Below are 18,135 nucleotides of genomic sequence, written 5' to 3'. Positions count from 1 at the left end.
CCAAACCCACACGGGCAGTCTTTTTGGGACGTGTCTTTTTTAGCTGCTTTGACCTGATTGCTTCATTCGTCGCAAAGGGGCCGGACCGCGACCCCATGTCGCGGTCCGGCCCCTGAGGAAAGCTCAGCTCAGGTCCTCGCCGTTTGAGGCAATTACCTTGCGATACCACTCGAACGATCTTTTCTTGCTGCGCCGACGTGTGCCGTGTCCTTCGTCATCGAGGTCGACATAAATGAAACCGTAGCGCTTGCGCATCTGGCCCGTTGCGACCGAAACCAGATCGATCGGTCCCCAGCACGTGTAGCCCAGGAGGTCCACCCCGTCGATTTCGACGGCGTCCTTCATAGCCTGGATGTGCTCGCGCAGGTAATCGATACGGTATCCATCATCCACAAAGCCGTTCTGATCCGGCTCATCCGGGGCTCCGAGACCGTTCTCCACGATAAAGAGCGGCTTTTCGTACCGGTCGTATATGTCGTTCATGGTGATGCGCAGCCCTGCGGGATCGATGAATCTGCCCCATGGCTCCATCTTGAGGTAAGGGTTGGGGGCACTCTTGAGTAGATTGGAGTCGAACTGCCCCTCGGTGTTTGCCTGCGCCACGCGCGTCGAGTAGTAAGAGAAGCCCACGAAGTCCACCGGATTCTGCGCAAGGACCTCCTCATCGCCCTCCGCCCAAGGAATCGCGAACCCTTGACGCTCATACTCCGTGAGCATGTAGCACGGATAGTGGCCGCGCACCTGCACGTCGGTGAACATGTAGTGCTTGCGATTCTCGTCCTGAGCCGTTTTAACGTCGGCAGGGTTGCAGGTAGCAGGATAGAAAATACCCGCATTGAGCATGCAGCCGATTTGCGCACCAGGGATGATCTCATGGCAGGCGCGCACCGCGCAAGCACTCGCCACGAGCACGTGATGCACCGCGTTATGAACGGAGACGTAGCGGTCCTCCCCCTCATCAAACACGATGCCTGCCGCCATGAAGCACGCAGAGGTCATGATGTTGATCTCGTTGAACGTGAGCCAAGAGCGCACTTGATTGCGGTAACGTGCGAACACAGTGCGAGCGAAGCGCTCAAACATGCCCACGAGAGCGCGGTTGCGCCAACCGCCGTATGCCGTAACAAGATGCATGGGCACGTCATAGTGGTTGAGCGTCACCACCGGCTCGATGCCCTGTTCGAGGCAGGTGCGAAACACATCCTCATAGAACGCGAGGCCCTGCTCGTTGGGTTCGGAGTCATCCCCGTTGGGGAATATACGGCTCCATGCGATGGAGAGGCGCAGAGCCTTGAAGCCCATCTCGCCGAAGAGCGCGATGTCCTCGCGGTAATGATGATAGAAATCGATGGCCTGTTGGGCCGGGTAGTAATGGTCGGACAGCGGCTCGAGCGGAACGTCGTCACCCCTGATGACGGCGAGACGGTCCCGCCCGTACGGCAGAAGATCCGCGTTGGCGAGCCCCCGCCCGCCCTCGTCCCAGGCACCCTCACACTGGTTGGCGGAAAGCGCGCCGCCCCAGAGGAAATCAGAACGCAATGGCATGGGAGTCCTCCTTATCTTGCTTTTAGTGCGAACGGGCACCACCATGCAGCGGTGCCCGTCCGGGTTCATGGGGCCCCAGTTCCGAGAAGAGACTCGTTGCGCTAAGGCACCCTTCTAGATGCAGCGCTTAAGCCTCAAGGGCCTCCTCGGCTTCCTTCTCGCCCGATTCGCGATTGTCGAAGCCAAAGACCATGCAGAGGGCGAATGTCACCGCAAAGCCAATCGCGCAGCTGATGGCGCCCGGAATGATGTCCTGGCTGAACTTGATGACGTTCATCCACGGGAAGCCGACTCCCGAGAAGACGAAGATGCGCGCGTTGAGCAGACCGCATGCAAGGCCGCCGGCCGCGCCGCCGATCATCGACCAAGCGAGCGCCTTCTTATCGCGCAAGAGGATGCCGTAAATGATGGGCTCGGATACGCGGCCGAGCGCATAGGTAGCGAAGGTAGTCCAACCGAGCTGACGGTTAGCCTTGCCCTTTGCACGGATGCCGTAGGCGAGCGCGACCGCAAGCGTCACGTAAACAACCACCGTCGTACCCGGAGTGCACACGGCGTCATAGCCCACCTCAAGCCAGCCGGGCATCATAGCGGTGAGAATCGGCACATGCATGCCGGTAGCGATCACGAGGTTCCACGTCGCACCGACCACCAGACCGCACAGCGGACCGGCGTTCGCGCCGAGCCAGATGATGATATCGGCGATGATGCCCATAATGAAGGAGACGGCGGGGCCGAAGACGCAGAGTGCAAGCGGCAGCATGATGAGCATGGTCCCCACTGGAATCACGAGGATGCGCAGCATGTCAGGGCAATGCTTCTTGATAAGCCCCTCTACGTAGGACTGAATCCACACGATGAGGATGATGGGAAGCACCGACTGTGTGTAATTCACCAGCGTCATGGGGATGCCGTAGACGTCGAACGGAGCGCCCTCCTCGACGATAGCGAGCATGCTCGGATGAATCATAATAGCAGCCGTCATGAGCGCGAGCACAGGACTCGTCTGGAACTTCTTGGCCGCCGCATAGGCACCGAAGATCGGCAGGAAGTAATATGCCGCGTCTCCCACCAAGGTGAAGAGCCGGTACATGCTGCCCTCCGCGGCTAGAAGGCCCGCGCCTTCCGGACCAAGCAAAATGGTGAACATGCGGAAGATACCCGCGATGCAGAACACGGGCAGAATGGGAGCGATAGAGCCGCTCACCGCATCGAGAATCAGATTGCCGATGCGCTTCGGAGCGAACCGCTCCTTCCAGGGAAGCCTCTCTGCTGCGTCCAGATCTTCATCAATCGCCGTCTGGACTTCAAAGCCGCCTTCCCTGCATACCGCGTCGTAGACCTTGTCGACGGTCGGCCCGATTACGAGCTGCACCTGGCCGCCAGCGTGCACCACGCTAATCACTTCGGGAATCGCATTGAGCTTGGCGTCATCTGCAAGCCCCTCGTCCTTAAGAACGAGGCGCAGACGCGTCATGCAATGCGTCGCGCTTGAAACATTCGCCTTGCCGCCCACCTCTTCGATGATTCTTTGGGCGAGTTTTTGATAGTTAGTCATCATTCCTCCTTTTACGCCACGAATCGTCGTGGCACGAGATGGTTCTCGTACTTTCGGAGGTCATGCCCTGCCCTAACACAGGTTACAATCCTTCTGGCCTGGGTTGTCAGCGTCCGGCTGTGCCGGATTCCGCCTTCGTACAGATACGGTTGACATGAAGCATGAAGTAAAGCTTCTCCTCGTCGGTGAGCTCCGTATGCCATTCCCGCTTCATATAGGTACAGATGTGGTCGATGCATTGCGCAAGCTCGGGAAACTCCTCGCGCGAATTCGCATAAAGCGGCAAATTGGCGCTGCTGAGGCTATCGTTACCCTTGATACGCTTGAACAGATACTGCACGTGTGTCGCAAACCGTGAGAACTCAAAAGACTCCCGATCGATGATGGTACGGAAATCGTACTCGACGATATCAGTGACATCGTTGAGCAGGCGCTCAAACGATTGGGCGCGATCGCTTGCCACAGTAACCTCTGCCCCAGTCTTTGCATTGACCAGATTCATGGCGATGCTTGCCACCTCTTCGCGCGGCAGCTCGACGCCCAACTCCTGCCGCACGCGCGCGGTAATGTAGCGGCCGATTTTGTATTCCAGCGGATAAAGCTGCTGCACATCATAGGTAAGGGGCATATCAAAACGAATGCCCTTCCTCTGCCGCGCAATCGCAAAGGCGATATGGTCGGCCATGATGAGCACGGCGTTGGGACTGAGTTCGTAAGGCAGCTCGTTCTCTACAATATCCATGATCTTTGCCGTAAACAGCACCACATCGGCAGGAAGATCCTGCATGATACGCTGCCCCTCGGCATCGATGCTATAGAACGTGCGCTCGATATGGTCCATCGCGAGCTCCCGGGGGAAGTCACCACCGAAGCCGACACCCTTGCCGAGCGCCACGACCTCGCGACCGCGACTATCTCGACAAATCACGGCGTTATTGTTGAGCTTTCTGATCGCCAGCATATCGATGCACCTCCTCTCTTGATGATAGGGCACTCATTCGGAGCTGAACAAAAAGGGCATGACCTCGGCAGAAAGCAGCACCCTACTTGCCTACGGTCATGCCCTAAAGTGACACCCGAATATATGTGCAATTGAATAACGAACGGAATCCGGATGGCCATGCTCCCCAAAGGGATAACAACCCATCACATGTATTTATAGGCCCACCCGAGATGAACGTCAAGTGTAAATTTGCGTAATCCGCACCCTTGATTGGCAACTTCATCCGCGTAATCCGCACCCCCGACTGATTCTGAGTTGCGGTGAAATAGTTCCTGATGGAGCCAGCTGGGCCGTAAAACAGGAACTATTTCATCGCAAGTTATGGGGAGACTGGGCGTGCGGACGGCCCTGGTGAGCTAGAGGTTGTAGGTGACCACCTGGGACTCGGCGGGGTTGGAGGGATCGGACTGCTCCACGCGGACGAACTTGACCGTCACCGTCTTAAAGCCCGCCTTGTGCAGAACATCCGAATAGACGCGCGCCTGCAGGGCGTGCTTCTCGAACAGCTGGTCGGGTGTCTCATCCGGCGTGCCACCCGTCTTGTAGTCGATGGCCAGTGCGCGTGACGGATCAGCCGGGTCGGTCGCCAGTGCATCGATGGCGCCCTCGGCATATGCACCGTAGCGGGCAATGTCCTTGTCCTCGCAGCCCAGCGAAAAGAACGGCACCTCGGCGCGAACGCACGGCCAGGCAAGCAGCTCGTCACGGACCGCCGACTTGAGCCAGCGGTCCAGGGCAACGTCGAAGCGCTCGCGCTGCTCCGGCGTCAGGCGCCACAGACGCGCCAGCGCATCGGCACGCGCGGCGGGCAGCTCATCGGCACCCATCTCGATCAGCCACTGGCAGGCGGCATGGAACGCCGAGCCCAGCGCCATGGGGTTGCCGGCGGGCTCGACAGCAGCCACGTCCGCATCCGTCATCTCGGAACCATCCGACTCCGCATCATCGCCGGCCTCGTCCATGGGCACGTGTGCCTCGGCGGCACGGTCCTCGGACTCGGCATGCAGCGCCGCGGCAATTGACGAGTAGCTGTACGAATCGCGCGCCGGATACGGGCAGGTGCCCATGCGCACGCCCACCGCCTGGGGATACACGAGCTCAAACGCATCGGGCTCGGGGTCGGCAGGACCGGGAACGGCGGCGCGGGCATCCGCACCGGCACCCTCCGGCTCCGCATCGCCGCGGACAAGCCTGCCTTCGGCATCAAGCGAAGCATTGGCCTCAAACGACTGCTCGCCAAAAGCAAAGTCAGCCAGCGAGATGAGCTCGTAGTCGCCCGGCTGGGAGTTGTCGAACACCAAACGGTCGGCATCGAGCTGCGGCATGTCCAGGCCGTCCGTCGGCAGAATACGACGCAGCACGTCGTAGGTCAGATCGGTCTCGACATCGAAGGTCGGCGCGCACAGCTTGCCGCGGCTCACGCCGGCATCCATCGCCAGAATGACCAACTCGCGCGCTCGCGTCATGGCGACGTAGAGCAAGCGGGCCCGCTCCTCGAGCGAGAGCCGCAGGTCATCGTTGCGCAGGCGAACGAATGCCTCGGCGGGAGAACCCGTCGCACAGACGTCCTCCATGAGCTCCGGCGGCAGCCACAGCGACGTGCCCTTGCCCTTAAACGCATGCTCAAACTGCTTTTTGACGTCGTCGCCCTTCACAAAGGTTCCGTCGGCGAGCTTAACGCCGTCGAAGCGTGCCGGCAACGCCACGACCTGCCCCCCGCCGTCGACGCGACCCATCTGTGCCGCACCGGACGATTTGCGCACGCCAAAACACTCGGCGACCGCCACGACCGGATATTCCAGACCCTTGGAGGCGTGCACCGTCATGATGCGTACCGCGCCGTCGCCCTCCTCGTTGAGGGCACCCGGGGCTTCCTTGCCCGCCAAAAAGCGGTCGAAGGCCAGCGCGATGGAACGCGGCGAGTTGCCGAACTCGGCCTCCGCCTCGGCCACGGCGTCGAGCGCCTTGAGCACGTTGGCGGCAATGGCCTTGCCCTCGGGGCCGCGCTTCGCCAGTCGCACGAACCAGCCGGAAGCATTGACCACGTCGCGCGCGATGTTGGCGAACGAATCACGTCCCACGCGGCGCAGCGCATAGCGCAGCACCCCGCGGGCGCGCGTCACCAGTGGCAAGCCCTGCAAGCCGGGCACATCGGAATCGCTCATGATGCCCGCATCGATGTTGCGGCGCGACGTCTCCCCCGTCTGCTCGTCCAGCTTGGTCGCCAGCGCCAGGAATTCCTGAGCGCCGAGCGCAAACATCGGTGAGGCCAGCAGCGGCATAAGACCCTGCGCCGTATCGGCCGGGTTAGCAAGCGCGCACACCAGGGCACGCACCGTTTGGACCTCGGCAACCTGGGCAAAGACCGAACCGCCTGCGATCACGCAGTCGAGCCCCTGGTCGCGGAAGGCCTGGGCGTAGACGTCGGCGTTGGTCATGCGGCCCAGCAGCAGCACCATGCCGCCCTGGGGCTGGCCCGCTTTAACGAGCGCTTGGAACCGCTCCGCAATCGCACGAGCTTTCGCCTGCGTTCGCTCCTGGGTGCTGCCGCCGGCAACGAGCAGCGCCTGGCGGCGCGAAGCCTTTGCCTTGAGCTTGTCCTCGCGATCGTCACTCGGCTCAAGATCCAAGAACCCCTGCATCAAACCACCGGTATCGCCGTCAAAGACGCGTGCCACATAGCGCAGCACCTCGTCGTGGCTGCGGAAGTTGCGCACGAGCTTGACGAGCTCGCCGGCAGGGGCATCGGATGCGACGGAGGTCTCGGGCGCAGCAGAGGAGCCTACCTTGCGCTCCTGGCGACGGAACACCTCGACCTCTGCCCCACGAAAGCGATAGATGGACTGCTGTGCATCGCCCACGGTGCACAGCGCGCGCTCCCCCGCACCCGTCAGGTAACGGATCAAATCGACCTGCATCTGGTCGGTATCCTGGAACTCGTCGATCATGACCATCTTAAAGCGTCCCTCATAGGCCGCTCGAATGGCCGGGTAGTCGCGCAGCGCCTCGTATGCCATGCGGAGCAGGTCGTTATTATCGAGGGCGGACTGGGCAGCCTTCAGTGCGCGATACTCCGCCTCTACGGCACGGGCGAGCCCCACCAGCGCATCGAGCGCCGAACCGCCGCAGGCAAGCACGATATTGATAAACGCATCAGCCGCCTCGGCCTTGAGTAGCTCCACCTGCTCCTTAGGAAACGCCTTGCTCGCGCGCGGCATGCTGCACGACATCATGAGTCGCGCCGCATCCTCCATGGTTTTGCCGCTCGCCTCAAACGCGTCGATGGCGTCGAGTGCCGCCTGCGCTTTCTCGGTCGTGGCCTTGCTTGCGCCCAGCGCCGCACGATAGGCATCGGCAAGCGCCGAGGTGTCGGCCTGGCCACGCGCCACGCACACATCGTCCATCCCGCCCGGCAGCTGGCTCGAGAGCTCCAGCAGGTCGCGCACCAGGCCTTTGATGGTGGTACCGGCGCCAAACTGCCCGCCCTCGCCCGCCATGGGATACCAAGCGTAGAGGGCCTTGAGCGAAGCGGCGAGCTCGGACGCGGCATCGGGCGCCGTCGCGCGCCCCAGCACATGCTCAACAGCCTGATCCATAAGCTCATCGGTATCGGTAAGCACCGTGAACTCGGGGTCGATGCCCAGCTCCAGCGCATGCGCGCGCAGGATGCGCGAGCACATGCCGTGAATGGTCGAAATCCAAGCGTCGTCGACCGTCAGGGCCTCCTCGTCCATCCCCTCGTCGATAAGCGCACGGCGCACGCGGTCGCGAATCTCGGCCGCAGCGTCTTTGGTAAAGGTAATGGCGAGCACTTGGTCCAGATGCTCGACAAACGGACCGGATTCGGGCGAGAGCGCGTAGACGATGCGGCGCGTAAGGGTAAAGGTCTTGCCCGAACCGGCGCCCGCCGAGACAAACAGCGGGCGGTCGAGCGTTTTGACGACTTGCAGCTGTTGCGGCATCAAAGTCGAAAGATCCATGGTCTACACGTCCCTCCTTACAAACGTTCCTTCGTGGTTATACGAGCAGCGCGCATGCGCGGCCTGCGCCGACGTCGGATCGACAGCGGCGACGTCGCCCGCCTCGAGTTCGCGCAAGCGCTCGGCGATGCCGGCCTCCACGCGGTCGAGCAGCGCATCGAAGTCCATGTTGCCGCCCTCGCCCGGAAAGCCCTTCTTAAGGCCCGGAATGCGGCCGTCACCGCGCTCTTCCTCGAGCAGCTCGGCGCTCGCGGCACCGCGCAACGCCGGCTTGCCGCCCTTGGTCGAAAAGTAGAGCGCCGCGCGGGTGTCCAAATCCAGCGCCCGGCGCATGGCCTGCGCGTAGATGAGTGCCTGGGTATGGGGCGGTAGCCAGCGCGGATCATCGATGGGGGCCTCACCCGACTCCTCGTCGCGAACCGTGGGGTCGGCGAGCTTAAACTCCTCGACACCCGAACGATGCTTGTAGTCGATTACCACGGCGCGATTCTCGGCATCCACATCCACGCGGTCGATGCGCCCGCCGAGCGGCCAGCCGGCATACTCAACTTTAAGATCGTTAAAGGCAAACTCCAGATAGCGCGGAGCAAAGGGGGCAAGCGCCTCGGACTCGTAGGCAAGCACGCCCTCCAGCTGCGGCAAAATCTCGGCCACCTGCCGCTCCTCCACCGGGGAGAGCGGCACAAGCGGGCCCTCCGTGCCTCGCTTGCCGGCGTGCTCGGCCAACGTCTCGTCAAAGATCTCGCGCAGCAGCTCCTGAGCGCGCGGCAGATTCTCGGGCGTCACGCGCTCCATGCCCTCCTGGGGCAGACGGGCATGCAAGTGTTCCAGCACGTCGTGGACAAAGTTGCCCTTCTCCATATTGCCAAAGCCAGCGTCGATCGACTGGGGCTTCACGCGGTACGAGACGAACCAGCATAGCGGGCAGGTCGAATAGGCCTCGATCTGCGAGGCAGACGTCAGGCGCGGCACCAGCGGCGCATCCTCGCCCTCGCCATCGCGACGACGCAGGACCAAATACGGAATGGCTTCATCGCTCAGATGCTGAGGAGCTTCGCAGGTCACGCGCTCGCGCCTAAGACCTTCGCCTGCCGCGGGATCGAAGTCCCTTACGATATCGCCCTCACCCACGCACTTCGCCTTGTCGGCGCCAACGGCCTTAGCGTCGTCAGCGGCCTTGTCGGCGTCAGCGGCCTTAGCATCGTTAGCGGCCTCGGCATGCGCCCGCAACTCGGTCCACACGGCCGCCGGATAGCACTCGCGCGCCTGACGATCGTGGGTCACACGGGCGAGCGTAACCGGACCACGCGACGCTTGTATCGCGCGGCCAAAGCGTGCGCGCAGCAAGGCCGCAGGCTCAAGCGTCACACCGCTGCGATCTAACTCTGCCGTCAGCGTTGCCAGCGGGCCCTCCTCATGTGAGAGCGGATAACTGTCCAGGTCGACGTCGGCAAACAGCACGGCATCGTAGCTGCCGGGGCGCAGGGCCGCCGCATCGGCAAGCGAAGCAAAGCGAACCTGGGCGCGTGGCGCACGGTCAACCTCGTAGGTCTCGTAATCGTAGGCGGCGCTACGCTTGTCCACCTTGGTGCGAATGTCATCGAGCACGGGCACGGTCGCGGCCTGCGACACGTCGAGCGCACGGGCGCCATTCATAAGGATGTCGATGACGTGGCGCAGCAGGGCCACCTCCGCCTGGCGACGGGCCTGACCGTCGAGACCGCCAAGTGCGCGATCGGGCAGTGCCTCGGCAACGGCAAGCATGGCCTTGAGCGCCGTCACGGGTTTGTCGCGCCACAGCGCCTGGAACACGCCCGAGATCACGCACGGCACGTTCTTAAACCAGTTCTCGTCGCTCGCCGCTTTACGCGCGCCCCTCACCTGGCCCTGCACGCTCTGCAGCAGGCTCTTGACGCCCGCAGTGGTCTTGCTGCGCGACAGTCGCATATTCTTGTCGAACGTGCGCGCGCTGGCGGCGTCAGCACCCGAAAGCGGGCTGTAAATCCAGTCGGTAAGCTCCGGAGCGGGCCACCACTCAGTCTTAGAAGCTGCCCCTTCGTCGGCGGCCTTCATACGCTCGATCAGGTTGGCGAGCGCCGTGAACTGCCTGCCCGCAATGGATTGGGAAAACGCCGTGAACTCGGCCGTCTCGGCAGCAACGTGGCGCGCCGCCAAACGGGCGGCAAGCTCGCCGAACAGCTGGGGTGCCCGGGCAGAAACAACGAGCACGCGTACGGGGTCGGCGGGTGTTGCAGCAACTTTATCGTCCTTGGACTCCTTGTGCGCTTTCACCAACTTATCGATGACGTCCGCATAAGCATGGGCACGGGCATGGGGGCCGGCGACCTCAATAAAGGCAGGCTGAGCAGCGGACTTGGAGGCAGTCTGGGGCGCGGCGGCGCCCTCCCCCAGCGGCGCGATCTCAAACAGCACACCGCGGACATCAAATGCCGCGGCAAGCTCCTCGCGCATCGCCGCTTGCTCGCGGGCAAGCAGCACGACAACCTCTCCCCCGTTGTTTGCCACGGCGGACAGCAGCTCGAGCAGGCTATACGTAAATGACGCGACGCCGCGCACGCAAACGGCGCGGGCGCACCCCGGCAGGTTGTCGGCCAAAGCGCCGGCCATAATGTCAGCCGCCTCGCAGGGCTCGACCATATCTCGACGGTCCAAACCGCGCGCATAGGCGCACAAAAGTTCAAACACGCGAGCCTCGGCGTCGCTTTTGGGCTTGGGCTTGCAAACGTTGTCGCAGCAACGCTCGGCACCTGTCCCTGCCACACCCGGCAGCACATCGCGAGCCATACGCGCGAGCATACGCACCGTGCCCTGGCTGCGCGAAAGCGGCTGCAGGTCGGCGTCGTCGAGACGCGCTACCATGTCCGAAAACAGCATCTGGCGCTGCAGGTTGTCGACGAAACCGCGCCCGTCGCCCAAAAGCTCCCAAAGCGAGCGAAGCCACGATGTAGGCGTCTTGTAGTCAATACCCAGCGAAACGCCGGCTTCCGCCGCATCATGACGGCACAGGTCGAGCTCGGCAAACGTTGGCGCCAGCAGCACGGCACGCCCGTGGCGGGCAATAAGGTCGGCAAGCAGCGCCGCCTCGGCATCGCTCAAATCCGCGCCGGCGTTGGTGGTATAGATTCGAACAGGCATGGTCCTCCACTCAAACCGTTCGCAATATTCAATGCTTTCATCCTACCCGCCCGCGCGGACAGATTTGCCCCACGCCAACAGATTTGACCCCTTGGAGACGGAGGAAAATGGATCACCGAGGAGGTCAGTCTAACCCAGTGATCCGTTTTCCTCCGTCCCCAAAGGATCAAAAAACCGCCCCCGAAGGGACGGTTCTGCGCAATTCGTTTTTACCGCTGGCCTACTCGCCATCCTCCAGCTTGATGAGGATCTTGCGATAGCCGCCGTACTCGCCGTTGAGTGCCTTGGACACGCGGCTCACCGTAGTGGACGAAGCGCCGGTGCGGGCCTGAACCTCAACATAAGGCTCGCCCTCATCCAGATAACGCGCAACCTGCAGACGTTGCGAAAGATCGCAGATCTCGCGCGGCGTGCAGATATCGGTCAAAAACGCCTGGATATCCTTCTCGTCATCCAAAAGACTAAATGCGTGGACCAGCTGCTTGACATCAGGCTTGTCAAACATGTTCTCGATATTCATCGATCACCGCCAAACCCGCCATAAGGCATCGAAGTTGATACTGACATCGGGCATCGTTCGCCCGTTCTATGCAATAGGGCAACGCCTGTGGCTTTTGCCCGTAGCAGTGTAGCACACCACCAAACTAAAGCGACAAGACTCTCTGCCAGCGGCGCGTTTTTCAGGACGAACGCCGTTTTGAAACCGAATGCGCACGTAAGCTCCACGAATATTTGAGACAATGGGCGGCCAAACAGAGCCGTGCCCGAGCATCTGTCCGAGTTGCAAAGGCATGTGCCTCTCACGCTCCCTCACCACGCCATGCGCAAGAAAGGATTCACACCATGCGCTTTATGCTCAACTGGCTTTTGACCTCAATCGCCATCGCGATCGCAACGTTTCTCGTCCCCGGCATTCAGCCCTTCGGCATGGCCGACGCCTGGGTCTGCTTTGCCTTCGTGGGACTGTTCCTCAACATCGTCGACTCGCTCGTTAAGCCGTTCCTGACGGTCATCTCGCTGCCACTCACTATTATCACGCTTGGTATTTTTCAGCTTGTGGTCAACAGCTTTATGCTCGAGCTGGCCAGCTACCTGTCGGTCAATCTGCTGGGCGCGGGTATCTCCATCGCCAGCTTTGGATCGGCGTTTATGGGCAGCATCCTGGTATCCATCATGCGCAGCATTCTCGACAGCATCGCCCGGAACTAAAGCGACCGGATACGGACCGCCACAACACGCCAAAACGAAGGTCGTCCATCGCAACGATGGGCGGCCTTGCCATTTGTCGAGCCTCAGAGGGCAGGAAAATCTACCATTTCTACCCCGTCCCCCAATAGCAGGTGGGGCTAGATGACGTAGTCGTAGCCCTCGCTGGGGGCGACGAGCGTATCGAGCGTCACGCCATCGAGGTAGTCGTTGATGAGCTTGTCCAGGTTCTTCCACACATCGAGTGTGGGACACTCATCCGAACGCGAACAGCCCTTGCAGTCGCCGTCCAGGCATGCGACCGGTGCCAGACTACCCTCGGTCAGGCGCAGAATCTCGCCCACCGTGTACTGCTCGGGCGGGCGCGTGAGCACGTAACCACCGCCCTTGCCGCGCATGCCCGAGAGCATATTGGCGCGCACGAGTGTGGCCAAAATGTTCTCCAGATACTTCTCCGAAATCCCCTGACGCGCGGCGATCTCTTTGAGGGGAATGCGGCCTGCCGCCTGGTGCTCGGCCAGGTCGACCATAACGCGCAGGGCATATCTGCCCTTTGTGGAAACCAACATATATATTGCTGCCTTTCGGTCTTTTAATTCGTAGAAATTCTAGCCGAAATATTGGTTTTGAAAATACCTATTCCCGTCAAGATGGTTAATCGACTCGTAATAATCTTCTATTTCCTATTGCATTACTAGGCTTTAGTGCCTACTATGCTTGCCAACAGCAAAACGAACAACCCATAAGGTTTGTGGGTTTTGTTGCTACACACACCGTAAAACCACACGGTATCCAGTCATTTGAACACTTTGGAGGTTCACCATGAGCAATGTGTACACATCCATCGATCAGCTTATCGGCCACACTCCGCTTCTGGAGCTCACTCACTTTGAGGCCGATGAGGACCTCAAGGCCCGCGTGCTCGTCAAGCTGGAATACTTCAACCCCGCCGGATCCGTTAAAGACCGCGTCGCCAAGAACATGATTGACGAGGCCGAGAAGGCAGGCAAGCTCGTGCGTGGCGGCGACTACACCATCATCGAGCCCACGAGCGGCAACACCGGCGTCGGCATCGCCTCGGTGGCGGCCGCCCGCGGCTACAAGGTGATCATCACCATGCCCGAGACCATGTCCGTCGAGCGCCGCAAGCTGATGCAGGCATACGGTGCGCAGCTCGTGCTCACCGACGGCTCCAAAGGAATGAAGGGCGCTATCGCCAAGGCCGAAGAGTTGCAGAAGGAGACCCCCAACAGCATCATCGCCGGCCAGTTTGTGAACCCCGCGAACCCGGCCATTCACAAGGCCACGACCGGCCCCGAGATCTGGGACGACACCGACGGCAAGGTCGACATCTTCGTCGCCGGCGTCGGCACCGGCGGCACCGTGACCGGCGTGGGCGAGTTCCTCAAGGAGCAAAACCCCGAGATTCAGGTCGTCGCCGTCGAGCCCGCCACCTCCCCGGTGCTCTCTAAAGGCCAGGCCGGCCCGCACAAGATCCAGGGTATCGGTGCCGGCTTTGTGCCCGACGTCCTCGACACCCAGGTCTATGACGAGATCATCCCCGTCGAGAACGACGATGCCTTTGCCACCGGCCGCGCCGTGGGCCACAAGGAAGGCGTGCTCGTGGGCATTTCGTCCGGCGCCGCCGTCTGGGCCGCTCTGCAGCTGGCCAAGCGCCCCGAGAACGAAGGCAAGACCATCGTGGCGCTGCTCGCCGACACCGGCGAGCGCTACCTGTCCACGGCGCTCTTCCAGGACTAGAGCTTCTCGTTCTTAGAACGAGTCCAAGGCACGCCGGTCTCCCCTCTCTTCTGGCAGCCTGAGCTCATCCCAACAGGGTGTCCCACAGGACGCCCGAACTTGCTACAATGTCTGCGGCGCGGAACCAGCCTCCCGCGCCGCTTTTCTTTTTTGGCCACATGCCACCAAGGAGAACCTCCCCATGCACAACAAGCGCGTGCTCGTCGCCATGAGCGGCGGCGTCGATTCCAGCGTGACCGCGTATCTGCTCAAAAGTCAGGGTTACGAATGTGTCGGTGCCACCATGCGCCTCACCTGCCCCGCGCCCGATCCCACCACGGGCATGAGTAAGGTCGACCGCGACATCGCCGATGCAAAGGCCGTCGCCGAGCGCCTGGGGATACCCCATCACGTGCTCGACTTGCAGCAAACCTTCGACCGCAACGTGATCGAACGCTTTGTGAACGCCTACCAGGAGGGGCTGACGCCTAACCCGTGCATCATCTGCAACCGCCATATTAAGTTTGGCGCGCTGCTCGATGCGGCACTCAATATGGGCTGCGATTACATCGCCACAGGTCACTACGCCAAAACGAGCCAGGCGTCCGACGGAACCTGGCAGCTGCATCGCGGCGAGGACCCTAAAAAGGACCAAAGCTACTTTTTATATTCGCTTACGCAGGAGCGCCTGGCGCACACGATCTTTCCGCTGGCAGGCCTGGACAAGGAGCACGACGTGCGCCGCATTGCCGCCGAGCAGGGCTTTGCCAACGCCAAGAAGGCCGAAAGCGAGGACATCTGCTTTATCGCGGATGGCGACTATGCGGGCTATATCGAGCGTCGGTGCGGACATCCCGCTACACCGGGCGATATCGTATGGCGCGACGGCAGCGTGGTCGGACGCCACAACGGCGCGTTGCGCTATACCATCGGCCAGCGCAAGGGCCTGGGCGTCGCGATGGCGCATCCCGTGTACGTAACGGGCGTCGACGCCGCCAACAACATTGTGCATCTGGGCGAAGCCGAGGACCTAACCGCGGCGGCGCTAACTGCCAATGAGTGGATCTGGAGCGCGCCGGCAGAGTGCATGGAGGCCGAGCTCGATGCCGGCGGCATTCGCGTGGGCGCCAAGTACCGCTACCGACAGAAAGACCAGGCAGCGACCCTTACGCGCGGCGAAGACGGGCAAATGTTGCTGACCTTTGACGAGCCGCAGCGCGCCATCGCCCCCGGACAGGCCGTCGTCGTCTATCGGGGCGACATCGTCCTGGGCGGCGGCACCGTGACCGGCGCGCTTAAGTAGCCGCGGGTTTATCGCTGCACGTGTCGAAGTACCTCAACAGCGGCACCAACCTCGATTACGCGACGCTCAAGGCCGCGGTGAATGGCCTCGAGTCGACCCTCCGCCGTCGCCCACTCGCTCTGCGAAAGAATCTCGATCGCTTCATCAACAAATCCGTTGAGCCGCGATGAATCGAACCAATCGAGCAAATCCGCAAGCGCCAGCTGGACGGAAGGGTCGGGCCCAAACGGCTTAGCGGAAAACCCAAACTCCCCAGCTGCGAGCACGGCAGTTGGTACGTTGTACCACAGGCAGTTGCCGCTATCGAACAGCGGAGCAGGTTTTATCTCCAGGGTGTCGACATTGCGGATGATGCCGAAGTTTCGCCAATGGCGGTCGCTGTTGGCCAAAAGGGCATCGCAGACAATCATCTGCGACATAGACCTTCTCACAGCGGCCTCATCGACACCATGCTTGCCGAGGTAGCAACAGTATCGATCGTATGTCGAGTTTCCCCGCTGGCTACCAAATGCGCCCTTAACGTAAACAGCCGGAACATATTCCTCGCGGCCGTCAAGAAAGTCGTCGCACAGACACACAGGGCCATCGAACATGCGCTCAACCGTGTAAGGAACAAACTCCCCCTTGGAAAGCAAACGACGATGCAGAGCCGTTGCAACTGCCTCGTTAAAGGGCCGTTGGTCGTCCATCCCGCACCCTTTAGCCAAAACGCGAATGCCGTTTCGGATCATCCACGATTTAGGGAGCTCGCCCTCGGACGTGTTATCCGGATTATTTAGACCGATGCCTTCCAGCCAACCCGAACGCTCTTCGGGCGCCGATCGCTCAAAATCATTCTCGAAGTAATTGATGCTTTGCCATTTGAGTTCGGCGCAATCGGCCGGCCGCAGCCAATAACAATCCGAAAGCGATAAGCCCAAGCACCGAACCGGAACCTCGATGCCACTGGCAATTCCCAGTTCACGATAGCGCGAGACGAGTCCAGGGCGAACGTCAGGCACCGACCGATGGCTCCACCACACGTTGAGCTCCCGTTTATTCACCGTAGGAGAAGAGCTCGAGCATGTGCCAAACGGCATTCGTTGCGCATCGAGGACCTCGGCGATTTCGAAGGGAAACTCACGCGTCGGATCAAATGAGACATGCGCGACCTCATGGTCGGCCGACATCAGCGTAAACTTGCGTCCCACATCGGCCGCAGGACGGCGTCCTCGCTTGCGGACCTTTTGGTAGGCGGTCGCAGAATTGTACTCGACCATCTTCCGGCCGCCCACAATATCGCACACAAGCGTCCCCGATGCGGCAAGTTGCGATATGCGGGCTTTCGTAACGCCCAACAGGCGGGCGGCATCACCCATAGATAAGTACTCAGACGTATCCATACACCGCATCACCTCGTTAAGTAATTTACGTGTTTAGTTAATAGATTACTTACATCATAATACTAAACGACCTAAAGCGAAAAAAGGCCCGAGAAATCGGGCCTTAGCGATTGGTCAGCCGAGTCGCAAACTGCTTCCTTAGCGCTGCACGTAGGCGCGGACCAGCTCAAAGGTGTTACGCACACCGTCGATGTGGCTGCGCTCGTAGTTGTGGCTCGCGTACACGCCGGGGCCGATCAGACCATGGCGAATGTCGTAACCGGCCGAAAGCGTGGCCTCGACGTCCGAACCGTAGTGCGGGTACACGTCGATGGCGTAATCGAGCTCCAGCTCGCGCGCGATATTAGACAGCGTGGTTACCAGGTCGTAGTTGTACGGACCGCCCGAATCCTTGGCGCAAATCGAAACCATGCGCTCGGTGCAGCCAAGGTCGTCGCCCACGCAACCCATGTCCACGCTGATCATCTCGCGCGTGTCGGCCGGCACGAAGGCGCCGCCGTGGCCGACCTCTTCGTACACGGTAAAGAGCAGCGATACCTTGCGCGAGAGTGTCACCTCGCCAGCGGCGACGGCACGCGCCAGGCCCAGAAGAATCGACGCGGACAGCTTGTCGTCAAGGAAGCGACTCTTGATGTAGCCGCTCTCCGTCACCGTGGTACGCGGATCCATAGCGATGATATCGCCCGTCTGAATACCCAGCTCGAGCACATCGTCCTTGCTGTCGACGTTCTCGTCGAGCAAGATCTCCATGTTCTTCTCGATGGTCTTGACCGGTTCATCGGCCACATGCGCCGAAGGCTCGGTGTTGAGAACCACACCCGTGTAGACATTGCCATCGCGCGTGTAAACGGTGCAGTTCTCGCCATCGGCCGTAGACCACTGATGCCCGCCGAGCGTCGTGGGACGCAAGCGACCATTGTCCTTGATGGAGCGCACCATGGCGCCCAGGGTATCGACATGGCTCGCCAATACGAGCGGCTCGCCCTCGCCGCCAAGCTCAACCAACACGTTGCCCTTATTGGAACGCTCGGGCCCAAACCCCATCTCGCGCAACGTTTCCATTAGATAATCAGTCGCCGCACGGGTATAGCCCGTAGGTGAAGCAATAGAAGTCAGCGCCTTCAACTGGTCAGTAATATAGGAGAGCGTAGAATCCATCTTGGACACCAAAGTCACCCTTTCATATCGAATTAAACCCACAGCAACAATACCACCACGCACAATTATTTACCTAGCGAGACAACCCATCGAGCTTCCCAGAG

General features: G+C 61.0%; 12 protein-coding genes. 3 read left to right on the top strand and 9 right to left on the bottom strand.

All coding sequences use genetic code 11. From position 1 onward, the window contains the following. Window positions 1-123: 123 nt before the first annotated feature. From DW024_RS06525 to DW024_RS06500, 6 genes are all read right to left on the bottom strand, one after another. Complete coding sequence (locus DW024_RS06525; protein WP_117757899.1) at window positions 124-1,545, bottom strand: 6-phospho-beta-glucosidase; 1,422 nt, start codon at window positions 1,543-1,545, stop codon at window positions 124-126. A 127-nt stretch (window positions 1,546-1,672) separates the two neighbouring features. Beyond that, entirely contained in the window at window positions 1,673-3,103 is a 1,431-nt protein-coding gene (locus tag DW024_RS06520; protein WP_117564498.1) for a PTS transporter subunit EIIC, read from the bottom strand. 106 nt (window positions 3,104-3,209) lie between these two features. Continuing rightward, window positions 3,210-4,064: a PRD domain-containing protein gene (locus DW024_RS06515; protein ID WP_117564499.1), complete on the bottom strand. Its 855-nt coding sequence runs from the start codon at window positions 4,062-4,064 to the stop codon at window positions 3,210-3,212. Between the two features lie 398 nt (window positions 4,065-4,462). Further along, a complete protein-coding gene (locus tag DW024_RS06510) occupies window positions 4,463-8,086 on the bottom strand; it encodes a UvrD-helicase domain-containing protein (protein ID WP_118377275.1) in 3,624 nt (1,207 codons plus the stop codon). Window positions 8,087-8,089: 3 nt separating this feature from the next. Beyond that, window positions 8,090-11,242, bottom strand: coding sequence for a PD-(D/E)XK nuclease family protein (locus tag DW024_RS06505; protein ID WP_118377274.1), 3,153 nt, complete (start codon window positions 11,240-11,242; stop codon window positions 8,090-8,092). Window positions 11,243-11,462: 220 nt separating this feature from the next. Beyond that, a complete protein-coding gene (locus tag DW024_RS06500; protein ID WP_022094855.1) occupies window positions 11,463-11,762 on the bottom strand; it encodes a YerC/YecD family TrpR-related protein in 300 nt (99 codons plus the stop codon). Between the two features lie 323 nt (window positions 11,763-12,085). On the opposite strand from DW024_RS06500, the gene DW024_RS06495 reads away from it, so the two are divergent. Further along, a complete protein-coding gene (locus DW024_RS06495; protein ID WP_117583967.1) occupies window positions 12,086-12,451 on the top strand; it encodes a phage holin family protein in 366 nt (121 codons plus the stop codon). A gap of 137 nt (window positions 12,452-12,588) precedes the next feature. Here the strand turns inward: DW024_RS06495 and DW024_RS06490 are convergent, their stop codons facing one another. Beyond that, entirely contained in the window at window positions 12,589-13,017 is a 429-nt protein-coding gene (locus DW024_RS06490; protein ID WP_117637349.1) for an Rrf2 family transcriptional regulator, read from the bottom strand. 253 nt (window positions 13,018-13,270) lie between these two features. Here DW024_RS06490 and cysK point away from each other — a divergent pair, with 253 nt between their 5' ends. Next, complete coding sequence (gene cysK / locus DW024_RS06485) at window positions 13,271-14,209, top strand: cysteine synthase A (protein WP_055250951.1); 939 nt, start codon at window positions 13,271-13,273, stop codon at window positions 14,207-14,209. Window positions 14,210-14,267: 58 nt separating this feature from the next. After that, window positions 14,268-15,491 (top strand): tRNA 2-thiouridine(34) synthase MnmA, encoded by a 1,224-nt coding sequence (gene mnmA / locus DW024_RS06480; protein ID WP_255413756.1) that lies wholly within the window; start codon window positions 14,268-14,270, stop codon window positions 15,489-15,491. Between the two features lie 8 nt (window positions 15,492-15,499). On the opposite strand, the gene DW024_RS06475 is transcribed toward mnmA, so the two are convergent. Together DW024_RS06475 and DW024_RS06470 are read right to left on the bottom strand one after the other, a co-directional pair. Next, a complete protein-coding gene (locus DW024_RS06475; RefSeq protein WP_118377272.1) occupies window positions 15,500-16,873 on the bottom strand; it encodes a DNA-binding protein in 1,374 nt (457 codons plus the stop codon). A gap of 138 nt (window positions 16,874-17,011) precedes the next feature. Then, on the bottom strand, window positions 17,012-18,031 hold the full coding sequence (locus DW024_RS06470; protein WP_118377286.1) for a M42 family metallopeptidase: 1,020 nt from the start codon (window positions 18,029-18,031) through the stop codon (window positions 17,012-17,014). Window positions 18,032-18,135: the final 104 nt, after the last annotated feature.

This window comes from Collinsella sp. AF37-9 (assembly GCF_003475115.1).
Lineage (GTDB): Bacteria > Actinomycetota > Coriobacteriia > Coriobacteriales > Coriobacteriaceae > Collinsella.
This window is presented reverse-complemented; position numbering and strand designations above follow the sequence as displayed.